At 54.4% G+C, this 17,001-nt stretch carries 4 protein-coding genes, 2 tRNA genes and 7 rRNA genes; 3 read left to right on the top strand and 10 right to left on the bottom strand.

What is annotated here, in order from left to right:
• Positions 1–84: 84 nt before the first annotated feature.
• The 3 genes from V3314_RS04335 to V3314_RS04325 all read left to right on the top strand — a co-directional run bounded on the left by V3314_RS04335 (position 85) and on the right by V3314_RS04325 (position 4,258).
• Positions 85–588, top strand: coding sequence for a sigma-70 family RNA polymerase sigma factor (locus tag V3314_RS04335; RefSeq protein WP_085602325.1), 504 nt, complete (start codon positions 85–87; stop codon positions 586–588).
• A 4-nt stretch (positions 589–592) separates the two neighbouring features.
• Positions 593–1,549, top strand: coding sequence for a FecR family protein (locus tag V3314_RS04330; RefSeq protein WP_108479897.1), 957 nt, complete (start codon positions 593–595; stop codon positions 1,547–1,549).
• 222 nt (positions 1,550–1,771) lie between these two features.
• A complete protein-coding gene (locus tag V3314_RS04325) occupies positions 1,772–4,258 on the top strand; it encodes a TonB-dependent siderophore receptor (protein ID WP_338459948.1) in 2,487 nt (828 codons plus the stop codon).
• 110 nt (positions 4,259–4,368) lie between these two features.
• On the opposite strand, the gene rrf (V3314_RS04320) is transcribed toward V3314_RS04325, so the two are convergent.
• The 10 genes from rrf (V3314_RS04320) to V3314_RS04275 form a co-directional block, all read right to left on the bottom strand.
• Positions 4,369–4,484 (bottom strand): 5S ribosomal RNA (rrf, locus tag V3314_RS04320).
• A gap of 109 nt (positions 4,485–4,593) precedes the next feature.
• A 5S ribosomal RNA gene (rrf, locus tag V3314_RS04315) occupies positions 4,594–4,709 on the bottom strand.
• 130 nt (positions 4,710–4,839) lie between these two features.
• Positions 4,840–7,731: ribosomal RNA gene (locus tag V3314_RS04310) — 23S ribosomal RNA — on the bottom strand.
• Positions 7,732–7,969: 238 nt separating this feature from the next.
• Positions 7,970–8,045 (bottom strand) — tRNA-Ala (locus tag V3314_RS04305).
• A gap of 24 nt (positions 8,046–8,069) precedes the next feature.
• A tRNA-Ile gene (locus V3314_RS04300) sits at positions 8,070–8,146 on the bottom strand.
• Between the two features lie 85 nt (positions 8,147–8,231).
• A 16S ribosomal RNA gene (locus V3314_RS04295) occupies positions 8,232–9,768 on the bottom strand.
• A gap of 447 nt (positions 9,769–10,215) precedes the next feature.
• Positions 10,216–10,331, bottom strand: a 5S ribosomal RNA gene (gene rrf, locus V3314_RS04290).
• A gap of 131 nt (positions 10,332–10,462) precedes the next feature.
• Positions 10,463–13,354 (bottom strand): 23S ribosomal RNA (locus tag V3314_RS04285).
• Between the two features lie 316 nt (positions 13,355–13,670).
• Positions 13,671–15,207, bottom strand: a 16S ribosomal RNA gene (locus tag V3314_RS04280).
• Together the 16S, 23S and 5S rRNA genes with 2 tRNA genes alongside form the textbook arrangement of a ribosomal RNA operon.
• A 568-nt stretch (positions 15,208–15,775) precedes the next feature.
• A complete protein-coding gene (locus V3314_RS04275; RefSeq protein ID WP_046616901.1) occupies positions 15,776–16,996 on the bottom strand; it encodes a CaiB/BaiF CoA-transferase family protein in 1,221 nt (406 codons plus the stop codon).
• Positions 16,997–17,001: the final 5 nt, after the last annotated feature.

Below are 17,001 nucleotides of genomic sequence, written 5' to 3'. Positions count from 1 at the left end.
TCGGATGGGTTGCAAATTGATCGGCGCCCAGCCAACAATGAGACTAATTATCATTAATGTCCATTGATGGCAGCACCCGTACCCATGCCCAGCAACGATTCCGTGCAAACGCTCTATAGTGACCACCACGGCTGGTTGCATGCCTGGCTACGCAGCAAGCTGGGCAATGCCGCCGATGCAGCAGACCTGGCCCAGGACACCTTCGTGCGCCTGTTGCAGCGTCGCGAAAACCTGAAACTGAACACACCACGGGCCTTCCTGCGGACGGTCGCGCGCGGGCTGGTGATCGACCACTGGCGGCGCGAGGAACTGCACAGGGCCTACCTTGAGGCACTGGCAGAGGTGCCGGAAGCACAGGCCCCCTCGGTCGAAACCCGTGAGCTGCTGCTGGAATTGCTGGAGCGCATCGCGCGCATGCTCGACGGCCTCAAGCCCAAAGTACGCCGCGCATTCCTGCTGGCCCAATGCGAGGGGCTGAAGCACCAGGCCATCGCCGACCAGATGGGGATCTCGGTACGTACCGTGGAGCGCTACATCGCCGACGCGCTCTACCATTGCTATCTACTGCGCTACGCCGACGAGTGCTGACATGATGACCGCCGCACAGCCTGGCGCAACAGCGGTCAAGCAGGCCATCCAGTGGATACTGAGGCTACGCGAGAGCGGGCATGACCCTGCCGTGCAGCAACAGTGCAGGCAATGGCGCACTACCCACCACGAACATGAACAGGCCTGGCAACGGGTTATTCACCTGCATCAGGACCTTGACCTGAGTGCCGTCCCTGGCGCAGGGCTGGCTTTGCAGACCCTGGAGACCAGCCAGCGCCGCCTGCACCGTCGGCAGGCGCTGAAGCTGCTTGGTGGCGTTGCCATGGTGGGGACAGCGGCATGGCTGGGAAAAGATCTCGATGCGGTCAACGCCTGGGCATCGGACTACACCACCGGTACGGGCGAACGGCGCAGCTTCGCGCTTCCCGATGGCTCGCTGATGCAACTCAATACCCGCAGTGCCGTCGACCTGGCCTTCAATGACCAACAGCGCCTGGTCCGCCTGAAACAGGGGGAATTGATGATTGCCTGCAATCCGCAGCATCCCTTGCTTGTGCAAACTCGTGACGCGTTGCTGGAAGGGTTTGAAGGGCGCTTTGTGGCGCGCCAGGACAACGACTACACGCAGGTCAGTGTCAGCCATGGCAGGGTGGCGATACACCGGCCTGGCAATGGCCAGCTGCAATGGATGGAAAGCGGCCAGAACTGGCGCCTGGATGCGCAAGGTACACACCGGCTCGAGCAGGTAGACATGGATGCGATGGCCTGGACTGAGGGCCTGATCGTCACCCGGAACATGCGGCTGTTCGACTTCCTCTCGCAGGTCAGCCGTTATCGCCATGGATATCTGGACTGCAGCGACGACATTGCCGATTTGCGCCTGTCGGGTGTATTCCGCCTCGAAGAACCGGAGCAGCTGCTGCAGCTGCTGCCAAGTACACTGCCCGTGCGGCTTCGCCAACGTACACGCTGGTGGGTTCGCGTGGAGGGGCTGGCCTGAACTGAAGGCGGCTTTTGCATTCAGGGCTGCGTGCAGCCTATCGCCGGCAAGCCAGCTCCCACAGGGATCTCAAGGCCTGAGAGCTATGCAATACCTTTGGGAGCTGGCTTGCCGGCGATGGGGCGCATAGCGGTCCCAATAACTTTTTTGACGGGTTTTGAATGCCGGTACGGCTTGGACAGTAAGCAACACCTTCTGCCCTCACACTTCAACGGACCCCTCATGCCTACCGCCGCAGTGTACACGCGCACCTTCAATACGAATGATTTTCGACCTGTCTTGCACTCAGCACGCTTACGCAAAGCAGTCCGGGCTGCCCTGTTTGGCACCGCCCTGAGCCTGACAACCGTCACGCAACTGTCCATAGCAGCTGAAACGGCCCAGGTGAGCCACCACTATGCGATCCCGGCCGGCCAGTTGGATGATGTGCTCAACCAGTTCGCCCGCCAGGCTGGCATCACCCTGTCTAGTACACCCCAGCTCACCCAAGGCTTGCAGACGAATGGCCTGCAGGGGCGATACCCAATTGATCAGGCATTGCACCAGTTGCTCAATGGCAGCGGCCTGGAAGCCGTCAGCCAAGATGGCCGCAGCTACGTGCTGCAGGCACAACCCCAAGGCGCTGCATTGTCGTTGCCAGACACCGACATCCGTAGCTTCACTCTCGGCAATGCACTGGGCAGCATGGAGGGTTACAACGCTACCCATAGCCAAGTTGCGACCAAGACCAGCATGCCACTGGTAGAGACATCGCAATCGGTCTCGGTGGTTACTCGACAGCAGATCGCCGACCAAGGCTCCCAAACCGTTGCCCAAGCCATGCGCTACACACCTGGGGTACTGACCAACCCCTACGGGGCGACCCATCGTTATGACTATGTAGCCATGCGTGGCTTCAACGACGGCTCGGTGGATAACATCTATGTCGACGGGCTCAAGTCGATGGGAGACAACGGCACCTACAGCACCATGCAGGTGGACCCGTACTTCCTTGAGCGCATCGATATTCTCAAGGGACCTTCTTCGGTACTGTATGGCCGTAGTTCGCCAGGAGGCCTGGTGGCACTGACCACCAAGAAGCCGCTGTTTACCCCCTACCATCAAGTCCAGGCCACCCTTGGTACCCAAGGCCAGCGTGGCACGGGTTTCGACTTCAGCGGCCCCGTGGATGACGACAAGCATATCGCTTATCGCCTGACAGGCCTGGCGGATGCTTCCGACACGCAGTTCGATCACAACAAGGAAGAACGCTACGCCATCGCGCCGGCCGTCAGTATCGACTTCAACGAAGATACTTCGCTGACCCTGCAGGCCTACCTGCAACACGACCCCAACGGCGGCTATCACGGCGGTAACCCCGCAGATGGCATGCTGCACAAGCGCAACGGCTTGCGCCTGTCGGACCACTTCTTCGAAGGTGAACCGGGTATCGACAACTACGAGCGTACCCAACAGTCCTTCAGCTACCAGTTCGAGCATCGCTTCAACGATGTGTTCACGGCACGCCAGAACTTCCGCTATCAGGATTCCGACGTGTCGATGGACCAGGTGTATTCCGCTGGTTGGGCGGATGCCGACAGCAATATCCTCAACCGCGCCTATACCGGCGGCGACGAACGCCTGCATTCGTACATCATCGACAACATGCTGCAGGCGGAATTCTTCACCGGGGCCGCCAAACACACCCTGCTGCTGGGCGCCGACTATCAGCGACGCAAGGCCGACGTGGCTTGGCGTTATGGCACAGTCGATCCGCTGGATGCCGGCAACCCACAATACGGCAACGGCAACCTTCAGGTGCTGGGCGAGAACCGCTACCAGCGGCGCCTGCAGCAAACGGGCGTTTACCTGCAGGACCTGGTGGAGCTGGACCAATGGCGCTTCTCGTTGGGACTGCGCCAGGACTGGGTGAGGGTGTCCGAGGAGAATCGCGACAGCAACGCCAAGGTCAGTGACCAGCGCTCCAGGTTCACTACCCGCGCAGGGGTGCTCTACCTGTTCGAGAACGGCATCGCTCCCTATGTCAGCTACTCGGAGTCATTCAACCCCAATACCGTGTCCGACCAGCAAGGCCGCCCTCTTGCACCGACCGAGGGCACTCAATGGGAGGCAGGTCTCAAGTATCAGCCGCCGGGTACCGACAACCTGTTCACCGCATCGGTGTTCCACATCGAGCAGGAGAACCTGGCCTCGAAGCAGCCTGACGAGGACTTCTATCGCCCTGTAGGGCAAGTGCGCTCACAAGGGCTTGAGCTGGAGGCCCATTTGCAGCTGACCGACAGCTTGAAGCTGCTGGGCGGCTATACCTTTACCGATATCGAATACACAAAGTCGATGCCCAGCCTGGTGTCTGGCAACCTGGATAACAAAGGCAATTCGCCAACACAGGCACCGAAACAGATGTTTTCGCTTTGGGCTGACTACAACTTCCACCAGGGGGCACTGGATGGTCTGCGCTTGGGCGGTGGGGTGCGTTATGTGGGATACAGCTGGGTGGATGCGGAAAACAGCATGAAGGTGCCCTCCTATACCCTGTTCGACGCCTCGATCGGCTATGACCTGGGCAAGGTCGGCCTCCGGGGGATGGATGTGCGCCTGAATGCCAATAACCTCACCAATGAAAGCTACATCACCTCGTGTGCAAGCCTGAACTACTGCTATATGGGTGAAGAGCGAAATGTCAGTGCCACGGTCAGCTACCAGTTCTGACGCTATCGCGACACAAGGCCGCTCCTACACGGGAAGCGCGCTCACCTGAAAGCTCCCCTGGAAAAGACAAAGCCCCTGTCTGCATTGCAGACAGGGGCTTTGGATTTGAATCTTGACGATGACCTACTCTCACATGGGGAAACCCCACACTACCATCGGCGATGCATCGTTTCACTGCTGAGTTCGGGATGGGATCAGGTGGTTCCAATGCTCTATGGTCGTCAAGAAATTCTGTGTGCTGGCCCGTCCTTCGGACGTGCCTGCGAATCTCTGTAGTTCCTACTTAAAGACAAAACCCCTACCTGCATGTGCAGATAGGGGTTTTGCGAAATGAATCTTGACGATGACCTACTCTCACATGGGGAAACCCCACACTACCATCGGCGATGCATCGTTTCACTGCTGAGTTCGGGATGGGATCAGGTGGTTCCAATGCTCTATGGTCGTCAAGAAATTCTGTTGCCAGAATGTCGAGATGGACAGCCCAGCGAATTCGGATATGCGATATTTGTGATGTTGCGAACTTTCGGTTCTTCGTCTTCACCACCGCAATCTGCGCTAGCAAATTGCTTGGGTGTTATATGGTCAAGCCTCACGGGCAATTAGTATTGGTTAGCTCAACGCCTCACAGCGCTTACACACCCAACCTATCAACGTCGTAGTCTTCGACGGCCCTTCAGGGGATTCAAGATCCCAGTGAGATCTCATCTTGAGGCAAGTTTCCCGCTTAGATGCTTTCAGCGGTTATCTCTTCCGAACATAGCTACCCGGCAATGCCACTGGCGTGACAACCGGAACACCAGAGGTTCGTCCACTCCGGTCCTCTCGTACTAGGAGCAGCCCCTCTCAAATCTCAAACGTCCACGGCAGATAGGGACCGAACTGTCTCACGACGTTCTAAACCCAGCTCGCGTACCACTTTAAATGGCGAACAGCCATACCCTTGGGACCGGCTTCAGCCCCAGGATGTGATGAGCCGACATCGAGGTGCCAAACACCGCCGTCGATATGAACTCTTGGGCGGTATCAGCCTGTTATCCCCGGAGTACCTTTTATCCGTTGAGCGATGGCCCTTCCATACAGAACCACCGGATCACTAAGACCTACTTTCGTACCTGCTCGACGTGTTTGTCTCGCAGTCAAGCGCGCTTTTGCCTTTATACTCTACGACCGATTTCCGACCGGTCTGAGCGCACCTTCGTACTCCTCCGTTACTCTTTGGGAGGAGACCGCCCCAGTCAAACTACCCACCATACACTGTCCTCGATCCGGATAACGGACCTGAGTTAGAACCTCAAAGTTGCCAGGGTGGTATTTCAAGGATGGCTCCATGAGAACTGGCGTCCCCACTTCAAAGCCTCCCACCTATCCTACACAAGCAAATTCAAAGTCCAGTGCAAAGCTATAGTAAAGGTTCACGGGGTCTTTCCGTCTAGCCGCGGATACACTGCATCTTCACAGCGATTTCAATTTCACTGAGTCTCGGGTGGAGACAGCGCCGCCATCGTTACGCCATTCGTGCAGGTCGGAACTTACCCGACAAGGAATTTCGCTACCTTAGGACCGTTATAGTTACGGCCGCCGTTTACCGGGGCTTCGATCAAGAGCTTCGCTTGCGCTAACCCCATCAATTAACCTTCCGGCACCGGGCAGGCGTCACACCCTATACGTCCACTTTCGTGTTTGCAGAGTGCTGTGTTTTTAATAAACAGTCGCAGCGGCCTGGTATCTTCGACCGGCATGGGCTTACGGAGCAAGTCCTTCACCCTCGCCGGCGCACCTTCTCCCGAAGTTACGGTGCCATTTTGCCTAGTTCCTTCACCCGAGTTCTCTCAAGCGCCTTGGTATTCTCTACCTAACCACCTGTGTCGGTTTGGGGTACGGTTCCCAGTTATCTGAAGCTTAGGAGCTTTTCTTGGAAGCATGGTATCAACCACTTCGTCGCCTAAAGGCAACTCGTCATCAGCTCTCGGCCTTGAAATCCCGGATTTGCCTAAGATTTCAGCCTACCACCTTAAACCTGGACAACCAACGCCAGGCTGGCCTAACCTTCTCCGTCCCTCCATCGCAATAACTGGAAGTACAGGAATATTAACCTGTTTTCCATCGACTACGCTTTTCAGCCTCGCCTTAGGGACCGACTAACCCTGCGTCGATTAACGTTGCGCAGGAAACCTTGGTCTTTCGGCGTGCGAGTTTTTCACTCGCATTGTCGTTACTCATGTCAGCATTCGCACTTCTGATACCTCCAGCAAGCTTCTCAACTCACCTTCACAGGCTTACAGAACGCTCCTCTACCGCGTCATCAAAGATGACACCCGTAGCTTCGGTGCATGGTTTGAGCCCCGTTACATCTTCCGCGCAGGCCGACTCGACTAGTGAGCTATTACGCTTTCTTTAAAGGGTGGCTGCTTCTAAGCCAACCTCCTAGCTGTCTAAGCCTTCCCACATCGTTTCCCACTTAACCATGACTTTGGGACCTTAGCTGACGGTCTGGGTTGTTTCCCTTTTCACGACGGACGTTAGCACCCGCCGTGTGTCTCCCATGCTCGGCACTTCCAGGTATTCGGAGTTTGCATCGGTTTGGTAAGTCGGGATGACCCCCTAGCCGAAACAGTGCTCTACCCCCTGGAGTGATACATGAGGCGCTACCTAAATAGCTTTCGAGGAGAACCAGCTATCTCCGAGCTTGATTAGCCTTTCACTCCGATCCACAGGTCATCCGCTAACTTTTCAACGGTAGTCGGTTCGGTCCTCCAGTCAGTGTTACCTAACCTTCAACCTGCCCATGGATAGATCGCCCGGTTTCGGGTCTATACCCAGCGACTAAACGCCCTATTAAGACTCGCTTTCGCTACGCCTCCCCTATTCGGTTAAGCTCGCCACTGAATATAAGTCGCTGACCCATTATACAAAAGGTACGCAGTCACCTAACAAAGTAGGCTCCCACTGCTTGTACGCATACGGTTTCAGGTTCTATTTCACTCCCCTCTCCGGGGTTCTTTTCGCCTTTCCCTCACGGTACTGGTTCACTATCGGTCAGTCAGTAGTATTTAGCCTTGGAGGATGGTCCCCCCATATTCAGACAAAGTTTCTCGTGCTCCGTCCTACTCGATTTCATTGACAAGAGATTTTCGTGTACGGGGCTATCACCCACTATGGCCGCACTTTCCAGAGCGTTCCACTAATCTCAAATCAACTTAAGGGCTGGTCCCCGTTCGCTCGCCACTACTAAGGGAATCTCGGTTGATTTCTTTTCCTCAGGGTACTTAGATGTTTCAGTTCCCCTGGTTCGCCTCTTGCACCTATGTATTCAGTACAAGATACTCAGCTTGTGCTGAGTGGGTTCCCCCATTCAGAGATCTCTGGATCACAGTCTGTTTGCCGACTCCCCAAAGCTTATCGCAGGCTACCACGTCTTTCATCGCCTCTGACTGCCAAGGCATCCACCGTATGCGCTTCTTCACTTGACCATATAACCCCAAGCAATCTGGTTATACTGTGAAGACGACATTCGCCGAAAATTCGCATGTTGCTCTTTCGAGCAGAACTCACAAATTTTACCTTAGCCTGATTAACCAGCAGTGAAACTGGCTATCAGTCTATATCTATCACATATCCGAATTTTTAAAGAACGATCTGACAAAAGCCAGAAATCAACATTCGAAACGAATGTTCATTTCTGAGTTTGATCAAGCAGTACAGCAAAAGTGGTGGAGCCAAGCGGGATCGAACCGCTGACCTCCTGCGTGCAAGGCAGGCGCTCTCCCAGCTGAGCTATGGCCCCGTATTCTACGGCTGAACCATGTAATGGTAGGTCTGGGCAGATTTGAACTGCCGACCTCACCCTTATCAGGGGTGCGCTCTAACCAACTGAGCTACAGACCTATAACAGGGTCGCGTTACAGCATCGTCTTTTACAATGAATCAAGCAATTCGTGTGGGAGCTCATCAGCAGGCTGATGTCGTCGATTAAGGAGGTGATCCAGCCGCAGGTTCCCCTACGGCTACCTTGTTACGACTTCACCCCAGTCATGAATCACACCGTGGTAACCGTCCCCCCGAAGGTTAGACTAGCTACTTCTGGTGCAACCCACTCCCATGGTGTGACGGGCGGTGTGTACAAGGCCCGGGAACGTATTCACCGCGACATTCTGATTCGCGATTACTAGCGATTCCGACTTCACGCAGTCGAGTTGCAGACTGCGATCCGGACTACGATCGGTTTTGTGAGATTAGCTCCACCTCGCGGCTTGGCAACCCTCTGTACCGACCATTGTAGCACGTGTGTAGCCCAGGCCGTAAGGGCCATGATGACTTGACGTCATCCCCACCTTCCTCCGGTTTGTCACCGGCAGTCTCCTTAGAGTGCCCACCATAACGTGCTGGTAACTAAGGACAAGGGTTGCGCTCGTTACGGGACTTAACCCAACATCTCACGACACGAGCTGACGACAGCCATGCAGCACCTGTGTCAGAGTTCCCGAAGGCACCAATCCATCTCTGGAAAGTTCTCTGCATGTCAAGGCCTGGTAAGGTTCTTCGCGTTGCTTCGAATTAAACCACATGCTCCACCGCTTGTGCGGGCCCCCGTCAATTCATTTGAGTTTTAACCTTGCGGCCGTACTCCCCAGGCGGTCAACTTAATGCGTTAGCTGCGCCACTAAAATCTCAAGGATTCCAACGGCTAGTTGACATCGTTTACGGCGTGGACTACCAGGGTATCTAATCCTGTTTGCTCCCCACGCTTTCGCACCTCAGTGTCAGTATCAGTCCAGGTGGTCGCCTTCGCCACTGGTGTTCCTTCCTATATCTACGCATTTCACCGCTACACAGGAAATTCCACCACCCTCTACCGTACTCTAGCTCGCCAGTTTTGGATGCAGTTCCCAGGTTGAGCCCGGGGCTTTCACATCCAACTTAACGAACCACCTACGCGCGCTTTACGCCCAGTAATTCCGATTAACGCTTGCACCCTCTGTATTACCGCGGCTGCTGGCACAGAGTTAGCCGGTGCTTATTCTGTCGGTAACGTCAAAACAGCAAGGTATTAGCTTACTGCCCTTCCTCCCAACTTAAAGTGCTTTACAATCCGAAGACCTTCTTCACACACGCGGCATGGCTGGATCAGGCTTTCGCCCATTGTCCAATATTCCCCACTGCTGCCTCCCGTAGGAGTCTGGACCGTGTCTCAGTTCCAGTGTGACTGATCATCCTCTCAGACCAGTTACGGATCGTCGCCTTGGTGAGCCATTACCCCACCAACTAGCTAATCCGACCTAGGCTCATCTGATAGCGCAAGGCCCGAAGGTCCCCTGCTTTCTCCCGTAGGACGTATGCGGTATTAGCGTTCCTTTCGAAACGTTGTCCCCCACTACCAGGCAGATTCCTAGGCATTACTCACCCGTCCGCCGCTGAATCAAGGAGCAAGCTCCCGTCATCCGCTCGACTTGCATGTGTTAGGCCTGCCGCCAGCGTTCAATCTGAGCCATGATCAAACTCTTCAGTTCAATACTGCTTGGGTTTTTAAGAAACCCTAAACTTGGCTCAGCAATCTCAAATGACTATGTGATTTCTCGCATGATCACTTGTGATGCTGATAATCTTTGTGACTATCAGTCCGTACTCACAAGCACCCACACGAATTGCTTGATTCGATTTGTTAAAGAGCGTTTGGTTAAGAGCGTTTCGTCTCAACCGAGGCGCGCATTCTACGCTTTCCTCATTTGCTGTCAAGCGTTTATTTTGAAGTTTTTTGCGAGAAACTCGTTTAACTTCAAGCACTTAACTCGCTTCGATCTCTCGTAGCGGGAGGTGAATAATACAGCATTCAGAAACGCTGTCAACCACCTTTTTACCACCACCGGCTGGCTTTCAGCCTACCAGGAGAAGCGATAGCTTCTACTTAAAGACAAAACCCCTACCTGCATGTGCAGATAGGGGTTTTGCGAAATGAATCTTGACGATGACCTACTCTCACATGGGGAAACCCCACACTACCATCGGCGATGCATCGTTTCACTACTGAGTTCGGGATGGGATCAGGTGGTTCCAATGCTCTATGGTCGTCAAGAAATTCTGTTGCCAGAATGTCCAGATGGACAGCCCAGCGAATTCGGATATGCGATATTTGTGATGTTGCGAACTTTCGGTTCTTTCGTCTTCACCACCGCAATCTGCGCTAGCAAATTGCTTGGGTGTTATATGGTCAAGCCTCACGGGCAATTAGTATTGGTTAGCTCAACGCCTCACAGCGCTTACACACCCAACCTATCAACGTCGTAGTCTTCGACGGCCCTTCAGGGGATTCAAGATCCCAGTGAGATCTCATCTTGAGGCAAGTTTCCCGCTTAGATGCTTTCAGCGGTTATCTCTTCCGAACATAGCTACCCGGCAATGCCACTGGCGTGACAACCGGAACACCAGAGGTTCGTCCACTCCGGTCCTCTCGTACTAGGAGCAGCCCCTCTCAAATCTCAAACGTCCACGGCAGATAGGGACCGAACTGTCTCACGACGTTCTAAACCCAGCTCGCGTACCACTTTAAATGGCGAACAGCCATACCCTTGGGACCGGCTTCAGCCCCAGGATGTGATGAGCCGACATCGAGGTGCCAAACACCGCCGTCGATATGAACTCTTGGGCGGTATCAGCCTGTTATCCCCGGAGTACCTTTTATCCGTTGAGCGATGGCCCTTCCATACAGAACCACCGGATCACTAAGACCTACTTTCGTACCTGCTCGACGTGTTTGTCTCGCAGTCAAGCGCGCTTTTGCCTTTATACTCTACGACCGATTTCCGACCGGTCTGAGCGCACCTTCGTACTCCTCCGTTACTCTTTGGGAGGAGACCGCCCCAGTCAAACTACCCACCATACACTGTCCTCGATCCGGATAACGGACCTGAGTTAGAACCTCAAAGTTGCCAGGGTGGTATTTCAAGGATGGCTCCATGAGAACTGGCGTCCCCACTTCAAAGCCTCCCACCTATCCTACACAAGCAAATTCAAAGTCCAGTGCAAAGCTATAGTAAAGGTTCACGGGGTCTTTCCGTCTAGCCGCGGATACACTGCATCTTCACAGCGATTTCAATTTCACTGAGTCTCGGGTGGAGACAGCGCCGCCATCGTTACGCCATTCGTGCAGGTCGGAACTTACCCGACAAGGAATTTCGCTACCTTAGGACCGTTATAGTTACGGCCGCCGTTTACCGGGGCTTCGATCAAGAGCTTCGCTTGCGCTAACCCCATCAATTAACCTTCCGGCACCGGGCAGGCGTCACACCCTATACGTCCACTTTCGTGTTTGCAGAGTGCTGTGTTTTTAATAAACAGTCGCAGCGGCCTGGTATCTTCGACCGGCATGGGCTTACGGAGCAAGTCCTTCACCCTCGCCGGCGCACCTTCTCCCGAAGTTACGGTGCCATTTTGCCTAGTTCCTTCACCCGAGTTCTCTCAAGCGCCTTGGTATTCTCTACCTAACCACCTGTGTCGGTTTGGGGTACGGTTCCCAGTTATCTGAAGCTTAGGAGCTTTTCTTGGAAGCATGGTATCAACCACTTCGTCGCCTGAAGGCAACTCGTCATCAGCTCTCGGCCTTGAAATCCCGGATTTGCCTAAGATTTCAGCCTACCACCTTAAACCTGGACAACCAACGCCAGGCTGGCCTAACCTTCTCCGTCCCTCCATCGCAATAACTGGAAGTACAGGAATATTAACCTGTTTTCCATCGACTACGCTTTTCAGCCTCGCCTTAGGGACCGACTAACCCTGCGTCGATTAACGTTGCGCAGGAAACCTTGGTCTTTCGGCGTGCGAGTTTTTCACTCGCATTGTCGTTACTCATGTCAGCATTCGCACTTCTGATACCTCCAGCAAGCTTCTCAACTCACCTTCACAGGCTTACAGAACGCTCCTCTACCGCGTCATCAAAGATGACACCCGTAGCTTCGGTGCATGGTTTGAGCCCCGTTACATCTTCCGCGCAGGCCGACTCGACTAGTGAGCTATTACGCTTTCTTTAAAGGGTGGCTGCTTCTAAGCCAACCTCCTAGCTGTCTAAGCCTTCCCACATCGTTTCCCACTTAACCATGACTTTGGGACCTTAGCTGACGGTCTGGGTTGTTTCCCTTTTCACGACGGACGTTAGCACCCGCCGTGTGTCTCCCATGCTCGGCACTTCCAGGTATTCGGAGTTTGCATCGGTTTGGTAAGTCGGGATGACCCCCTAGCCGAAACAGTGCTCTACCCCCTGGAGTGATACATGAGGCGCTACCTAAATAGCTTTCGAGGAGAACCAGCTATCTCCGAGCTTGATTAGCCTTTCACTCCGATCCACAGGTCATCCGCTAACTTTTCAACGGTAGTCGGTTCGGTCCTCCAGTCAGTGTTACCTAACCTTCAACCTGCCCATGGATAGATCGCCCGGTTTCGGGTCTATACCCAGCGACTAAACGCCCTATTAAGACTCGCTTTCGCTACGCCTCCCCTATTCGGTTAAGCTCGCCACTGAATATAAGTCGCTGACCCATTATACAAAAGGTACGCAGTCACCTAACAAAGTAGGCTCCCACTGCTTGTACGCATACGGTTTCAGGTTCTATTTCACTCCCCTCTCCGGGGTTCTTTTCGCCTTTCCCTCACGGTACTGGTTCACTATCGGTCAGTCAGTAGTATTTAGCCTTGGAGGATGGTCCCCCCATATTCAGACAAAGTTTCTCGTGCTCCGTCCTACTCGATTTCATTGATAAGAGATTTTCGTGTACGGGGCTATCACCCACTATGGCCGCACTTTCCAGAGCGTTCCACTAATCTCAAATCAACTTAAGGGCTGGTCCCCGTTCGCTCGCCACTACTAAGGGAATCTCGGTTGATTTCTTTTCCTCAGGGTACTTAGATGTTTCAGTTCCCCTGGTTCGCCTCTTGCACCTATGTATTCAGTACAAGATACTCAGCTTGTGCTGAGTGGGTTCCCCCATTCAGAGATCTCTGGATCACAGTCTGTTTGCCGACTCCCCAAAGCTTATCGCAGGCTACCACGTCTTTCATCGCCTCTGACTGCCAAGGCATCCACCGTATGCGCTTCTTCACTTGACCATATAACCCCAAGCAATCTGGTTATACTGTGAAGACGACATTCGCCGAAAATTCGCATGTTGCTCTTTCGAGCAGAACTCACAAATTTTACCTTAGCCTGATTAACCAGCAGTGAAACTGGCCATCAGTCTATATCTATCACATATCCGAATTTTTAAAGAACGATCTGACAAAAGCCAGAAATCAACATTCGAAACGAATGCTCATTTCCGAGTTCTGATCAGGAACAACATTCGACCCTTGCAGGGCCTAGTCGTCTTCAACCATGAATCAAGCAATTCGTGTGGGAGCTCATCAGCAGGCTGATGTCGTCGATTAAGGAGGTGATCCAGCCGCAGGTTCCCCTACGGCTACCTTGTTACGACTTCACCCCAGTCATGAATCACACCGTGGTAACCGTCCCCCCGAAGGTTAGACTAGCTACTTCTGGTGCAACCCACTCCCATGGTGTGACGGGCGGTGTGTACAAGGCCCGGGAACGTATTCACCGCGACATTCTGATTCGCGATTACTAGCGATTCCGACTTCACGCAGTCGAGTTGCAGACTGCGATCCGGACTACGATCGGTTTTGTGAGATTAGCTCCACCTCGCGGCTTGGCAACCCTCTGTACCGACCATTGTAGCACGTGTGTAGCCCAGGCCGTAAGGGCCATGATGACTTGACGTCATCCCCACCTTCCTCCGGTTTGTCACCGGCAGTCTCCTTAGAGTGCCCACCATAACGTGCTGGTAACTAAGGACAAGGGTTGCGCTCGTTACGGGACTTAACCCAACATCTCACGACACGAGCTGACGACAGCCATGCAGCACCTGTGTCAGAGTTCCCGAAGGCACCAATCCATCTCTGGAAAGTTCTCTGCATGTCAAGGCCTGGTAAGGTTCTTCGCGTTGCTTCGAATTAAACCACATGCTCCACCGCTTGTGCGGGCCCCCGTCAATTCATTTGAGTTTTAACCTTGCGGCCGTACTCCCCAGGCGGTCAACTTAATGCGTTAGCTGCGCCACTAAAATCTCAAGGATTCCAACGGCTAGTTGACATCGTTTACGGCGTGGACTACCAGGGTATCTAATCCTGTTTGCTCCCCACGCTTTCGCACCTCAGTGTCAGTATCAGTCCAGGTGGTCGCCTTCGCCACTGGTGTTCCTTCCTATATCTACGCATTTCACCGCTACACAGGAAATTCCACCACCCTCTACCGTACTCTAGCTCGCCAGTTTTGGATGCAGTTCCCAGGTTGAGCCCGGGGCTTTCACATCCAACTTAACGAACCACCTACGCGCGCTTTACGCCCAGTAATTCCGATTAACGCTTGCACCCTCTGTATTACCGCGGCTGCTGGCACAGAGTTAGCCGGTGCTTATTCTGTCGGTAACGTCAAAACAGCAAGGTATTAGCTTACTGCCCTTCCTCCCAACTTAAAGTGCTTTACAATCCGAAGACCTTCTTCACACACGCGGCATGGCTGGATCAGGCTTTCGCCCATTGTCCAATATTCCCCACTGCTGCCTCCCGTAGGAGTCTGGACCGTGTCTCAGTTCCAGTGTGACTGATCATCCTCTCAGACCAGTTACGGATCGTCGCCTTGGTGAGCCATTACCCCACCAACTAGCTAATCCGACCTAGGCTCATCTGATAGCGCAAGGCCCGAAGGTCCCCTGCTTTCTCCCGTAGGACGTATGCGGTATTAGCGTTCCTTTCGAAACGTTGTCCCCCACTACCAGGCAGATTCCTAGGCATTACTCACCCGTCCGCCGCTGAATCAAGGAGCAAGCTCCCGTCATCCGCTCGACTTGCATGTGTTAGGCCTGCCGCCAGCGTTCAATCTGAGCCATGATCAAACTCTTCAGTTCAATACTGCTTGGGTTTTTAAGAAACCCTAAACTTGGCTCAGCAATCTCAAATGACTATGTGATTTTTCGCATGGCCACTTGTGATGCTGATAATCTTTGTGACTATCAGTCCGTACTCACAAGCACCCACACGAATTGCTTGATTCGATTTGTTAAAGAGCGTTTGGTTAAGAGCGTTTGGTCTCAACCGAGGCGCGCATTCTACGCTTTCCTCATTTGCTGTCAAGCGTTTATTTTGAAGTTTTTTGCGAGAAACTCGTTTAGCTTCAAACACTTGACTCGCTGCGATCTCTCGTAGCGGGAGGCGAATCATACAGCGTTTAGAAGCGCTGTCAACCATCATCTCAACCGCTGGCGATCATTCGATCGAAGCACTCCTGATACTACCTGAATCGCCTAACTAATTGATTTACAAGAAGTTTTACGCTTCGACTACGTCAGAAGTGGGGCGCATTATAAGCGGATTCGAAACCGCGTCAACCCTTAATTTCAAGAAACCTTGATATCGCTGAAAAGCAAAGCGGGGAGGCCTGACGGCCTCCCCGCTTTTCACCAAGGCCAAACGCCCTTAAAGCACACCGGTACTGCGCAGCCGCCGCACCTCACCGGCATCCAGCCCCAATACATCCTCCAGCACCACCTCGGTATGCTCACCCAGCAGCGGCGGCGCCCGACGGTACTCAACCGGCGTCTCCGACAACCGTATCGGGCTCGCCACCTGCGGCACACTTCCCGCCAACGGATGCGGAATGTTTACCGCCAATCCGCGTGCCAGAACCTGCGGATCCTGGAACATCTGCGCCAGGTCATTGATAGGCCCGCACGGCACTCCTGCAGCTTCGAGCTGGCTTACCCATTCCGCCGTGGTCTTGAACACCGTGGCCTGGCGGATCAAAGGAATCAGCTCGGCCCGGTTGGCAACCCGCAGCTTGTTGGTAACGAAACGCGGGTCGTCCGCCCATTGCGGCTGCCCGGCCACCTCGGCGAACTTGCGGAACTGGCTGTCGTTGCCCACGGTCAGGATGAAGTCGCCGTCCGCCGTGGGAAAATCCTGATAAGGCACGATATTGGGGTGCGCATTACCAAGCCGACGAGGCGGGTTGCCCGTGGTCAGGTAGTTCATCGCCTGGTTCGCCAGGCAAGCCACCTGCACATCGAGCAACGCCATGTCGACATGCTGGCCCACCCCGGTCTGCTCGCGATGGGCAAGGGCAGCGAGGATCGCCACCGTGGAGTACAACCCGGTAAGGATGTCGGTCAGCGCCACCCCTACCTTGACCGGCCCCGCACCCTCTTCACCTTCCGGGCGGCCGGTCAGGCTCATCAGCCCGCCCAACCCCTGAATCATGAAGTCATAACCCGCGCGCTTGGCATAAGGCCCGGTCTGCCCGAACCCAGTGATGGAACAATAGATAAGCCGCGGGTTGATCGCCTTCAGGCTCTGGTAGTCCAGGCCGTAGGCAGCCAACCCACCAACCTTGAAGTTCTCGATGACGATATCGGACTTCGCCGCCAACTCACGTACCAGGCGCTGCCCCTCGGCCTGGGTAAAGTCGATGGTCACCGAGCGCTTGTTGCGGTTGGCCGACAGGTAATAGGCCGCCTCACTTGTGCTCTCGCCCTTGGCATCCTTGAGGAAAGGCGGCCCCCATGAGCGGGTATCGTCACCACTGCCAGGGCGCTCGACCTTGATCACATCGGCACCAAGGTCAGCGAGAATCTGGCCAGACCATGGGCCGGCCAACACGCGAGAAAGGTCCAGCACCCGCAGATGTGATAGCGCGCCCATGGGCT

Origin of the sequence: Pseudomonas sp. TE3-3-F2023 (genome assembly GCF_036784815.1) — a bacterium.
Taxonomy (GTDB): domain Bacteria; phylum Pseudomonadota; class Gammaproteobacteria; order Pseudomonadales; family Pseudomonadaceae; genus Aquipseudomonas; species Aquipseudomonas pudica.
This window is presented reverse-complemented; position numbering and strand designations above follow the sequence as displayed.

What these genes read in the sequence shown, in the direction of transcription:
- V3314_RS04330 (WP_108479897.1), top strand. Translation starts at nt 593, where the DNA reads ATGACCGCCGCACAGCCTGGCGCAACAGCGGTCAAGCAGGCCATCCAG.
- V3314_RS04335 (WP_085602325.1), top strand. Translation starts at nt 85, where the DNA reads ATGCCCAGCAACGATTCCGTGCAAACGCTCTATAGTGACCACCACGGC.
- V3314_RS04325 (WP_338459948.1), top strand. Translation starts at nt 1,772, where the DNA reads ATGCCTACCGCCGCAGTGTACACGCGCACCTTCAATACGAATGATTTT.
- V3314_RS04275 (WP_046616901.1), bottom strand. Translation starts at nt 16,996, where the DNA reads ATGGGCGCGCTATCACATCTGCGGGTGCTGGACCTTTCTCGCGTGTTG.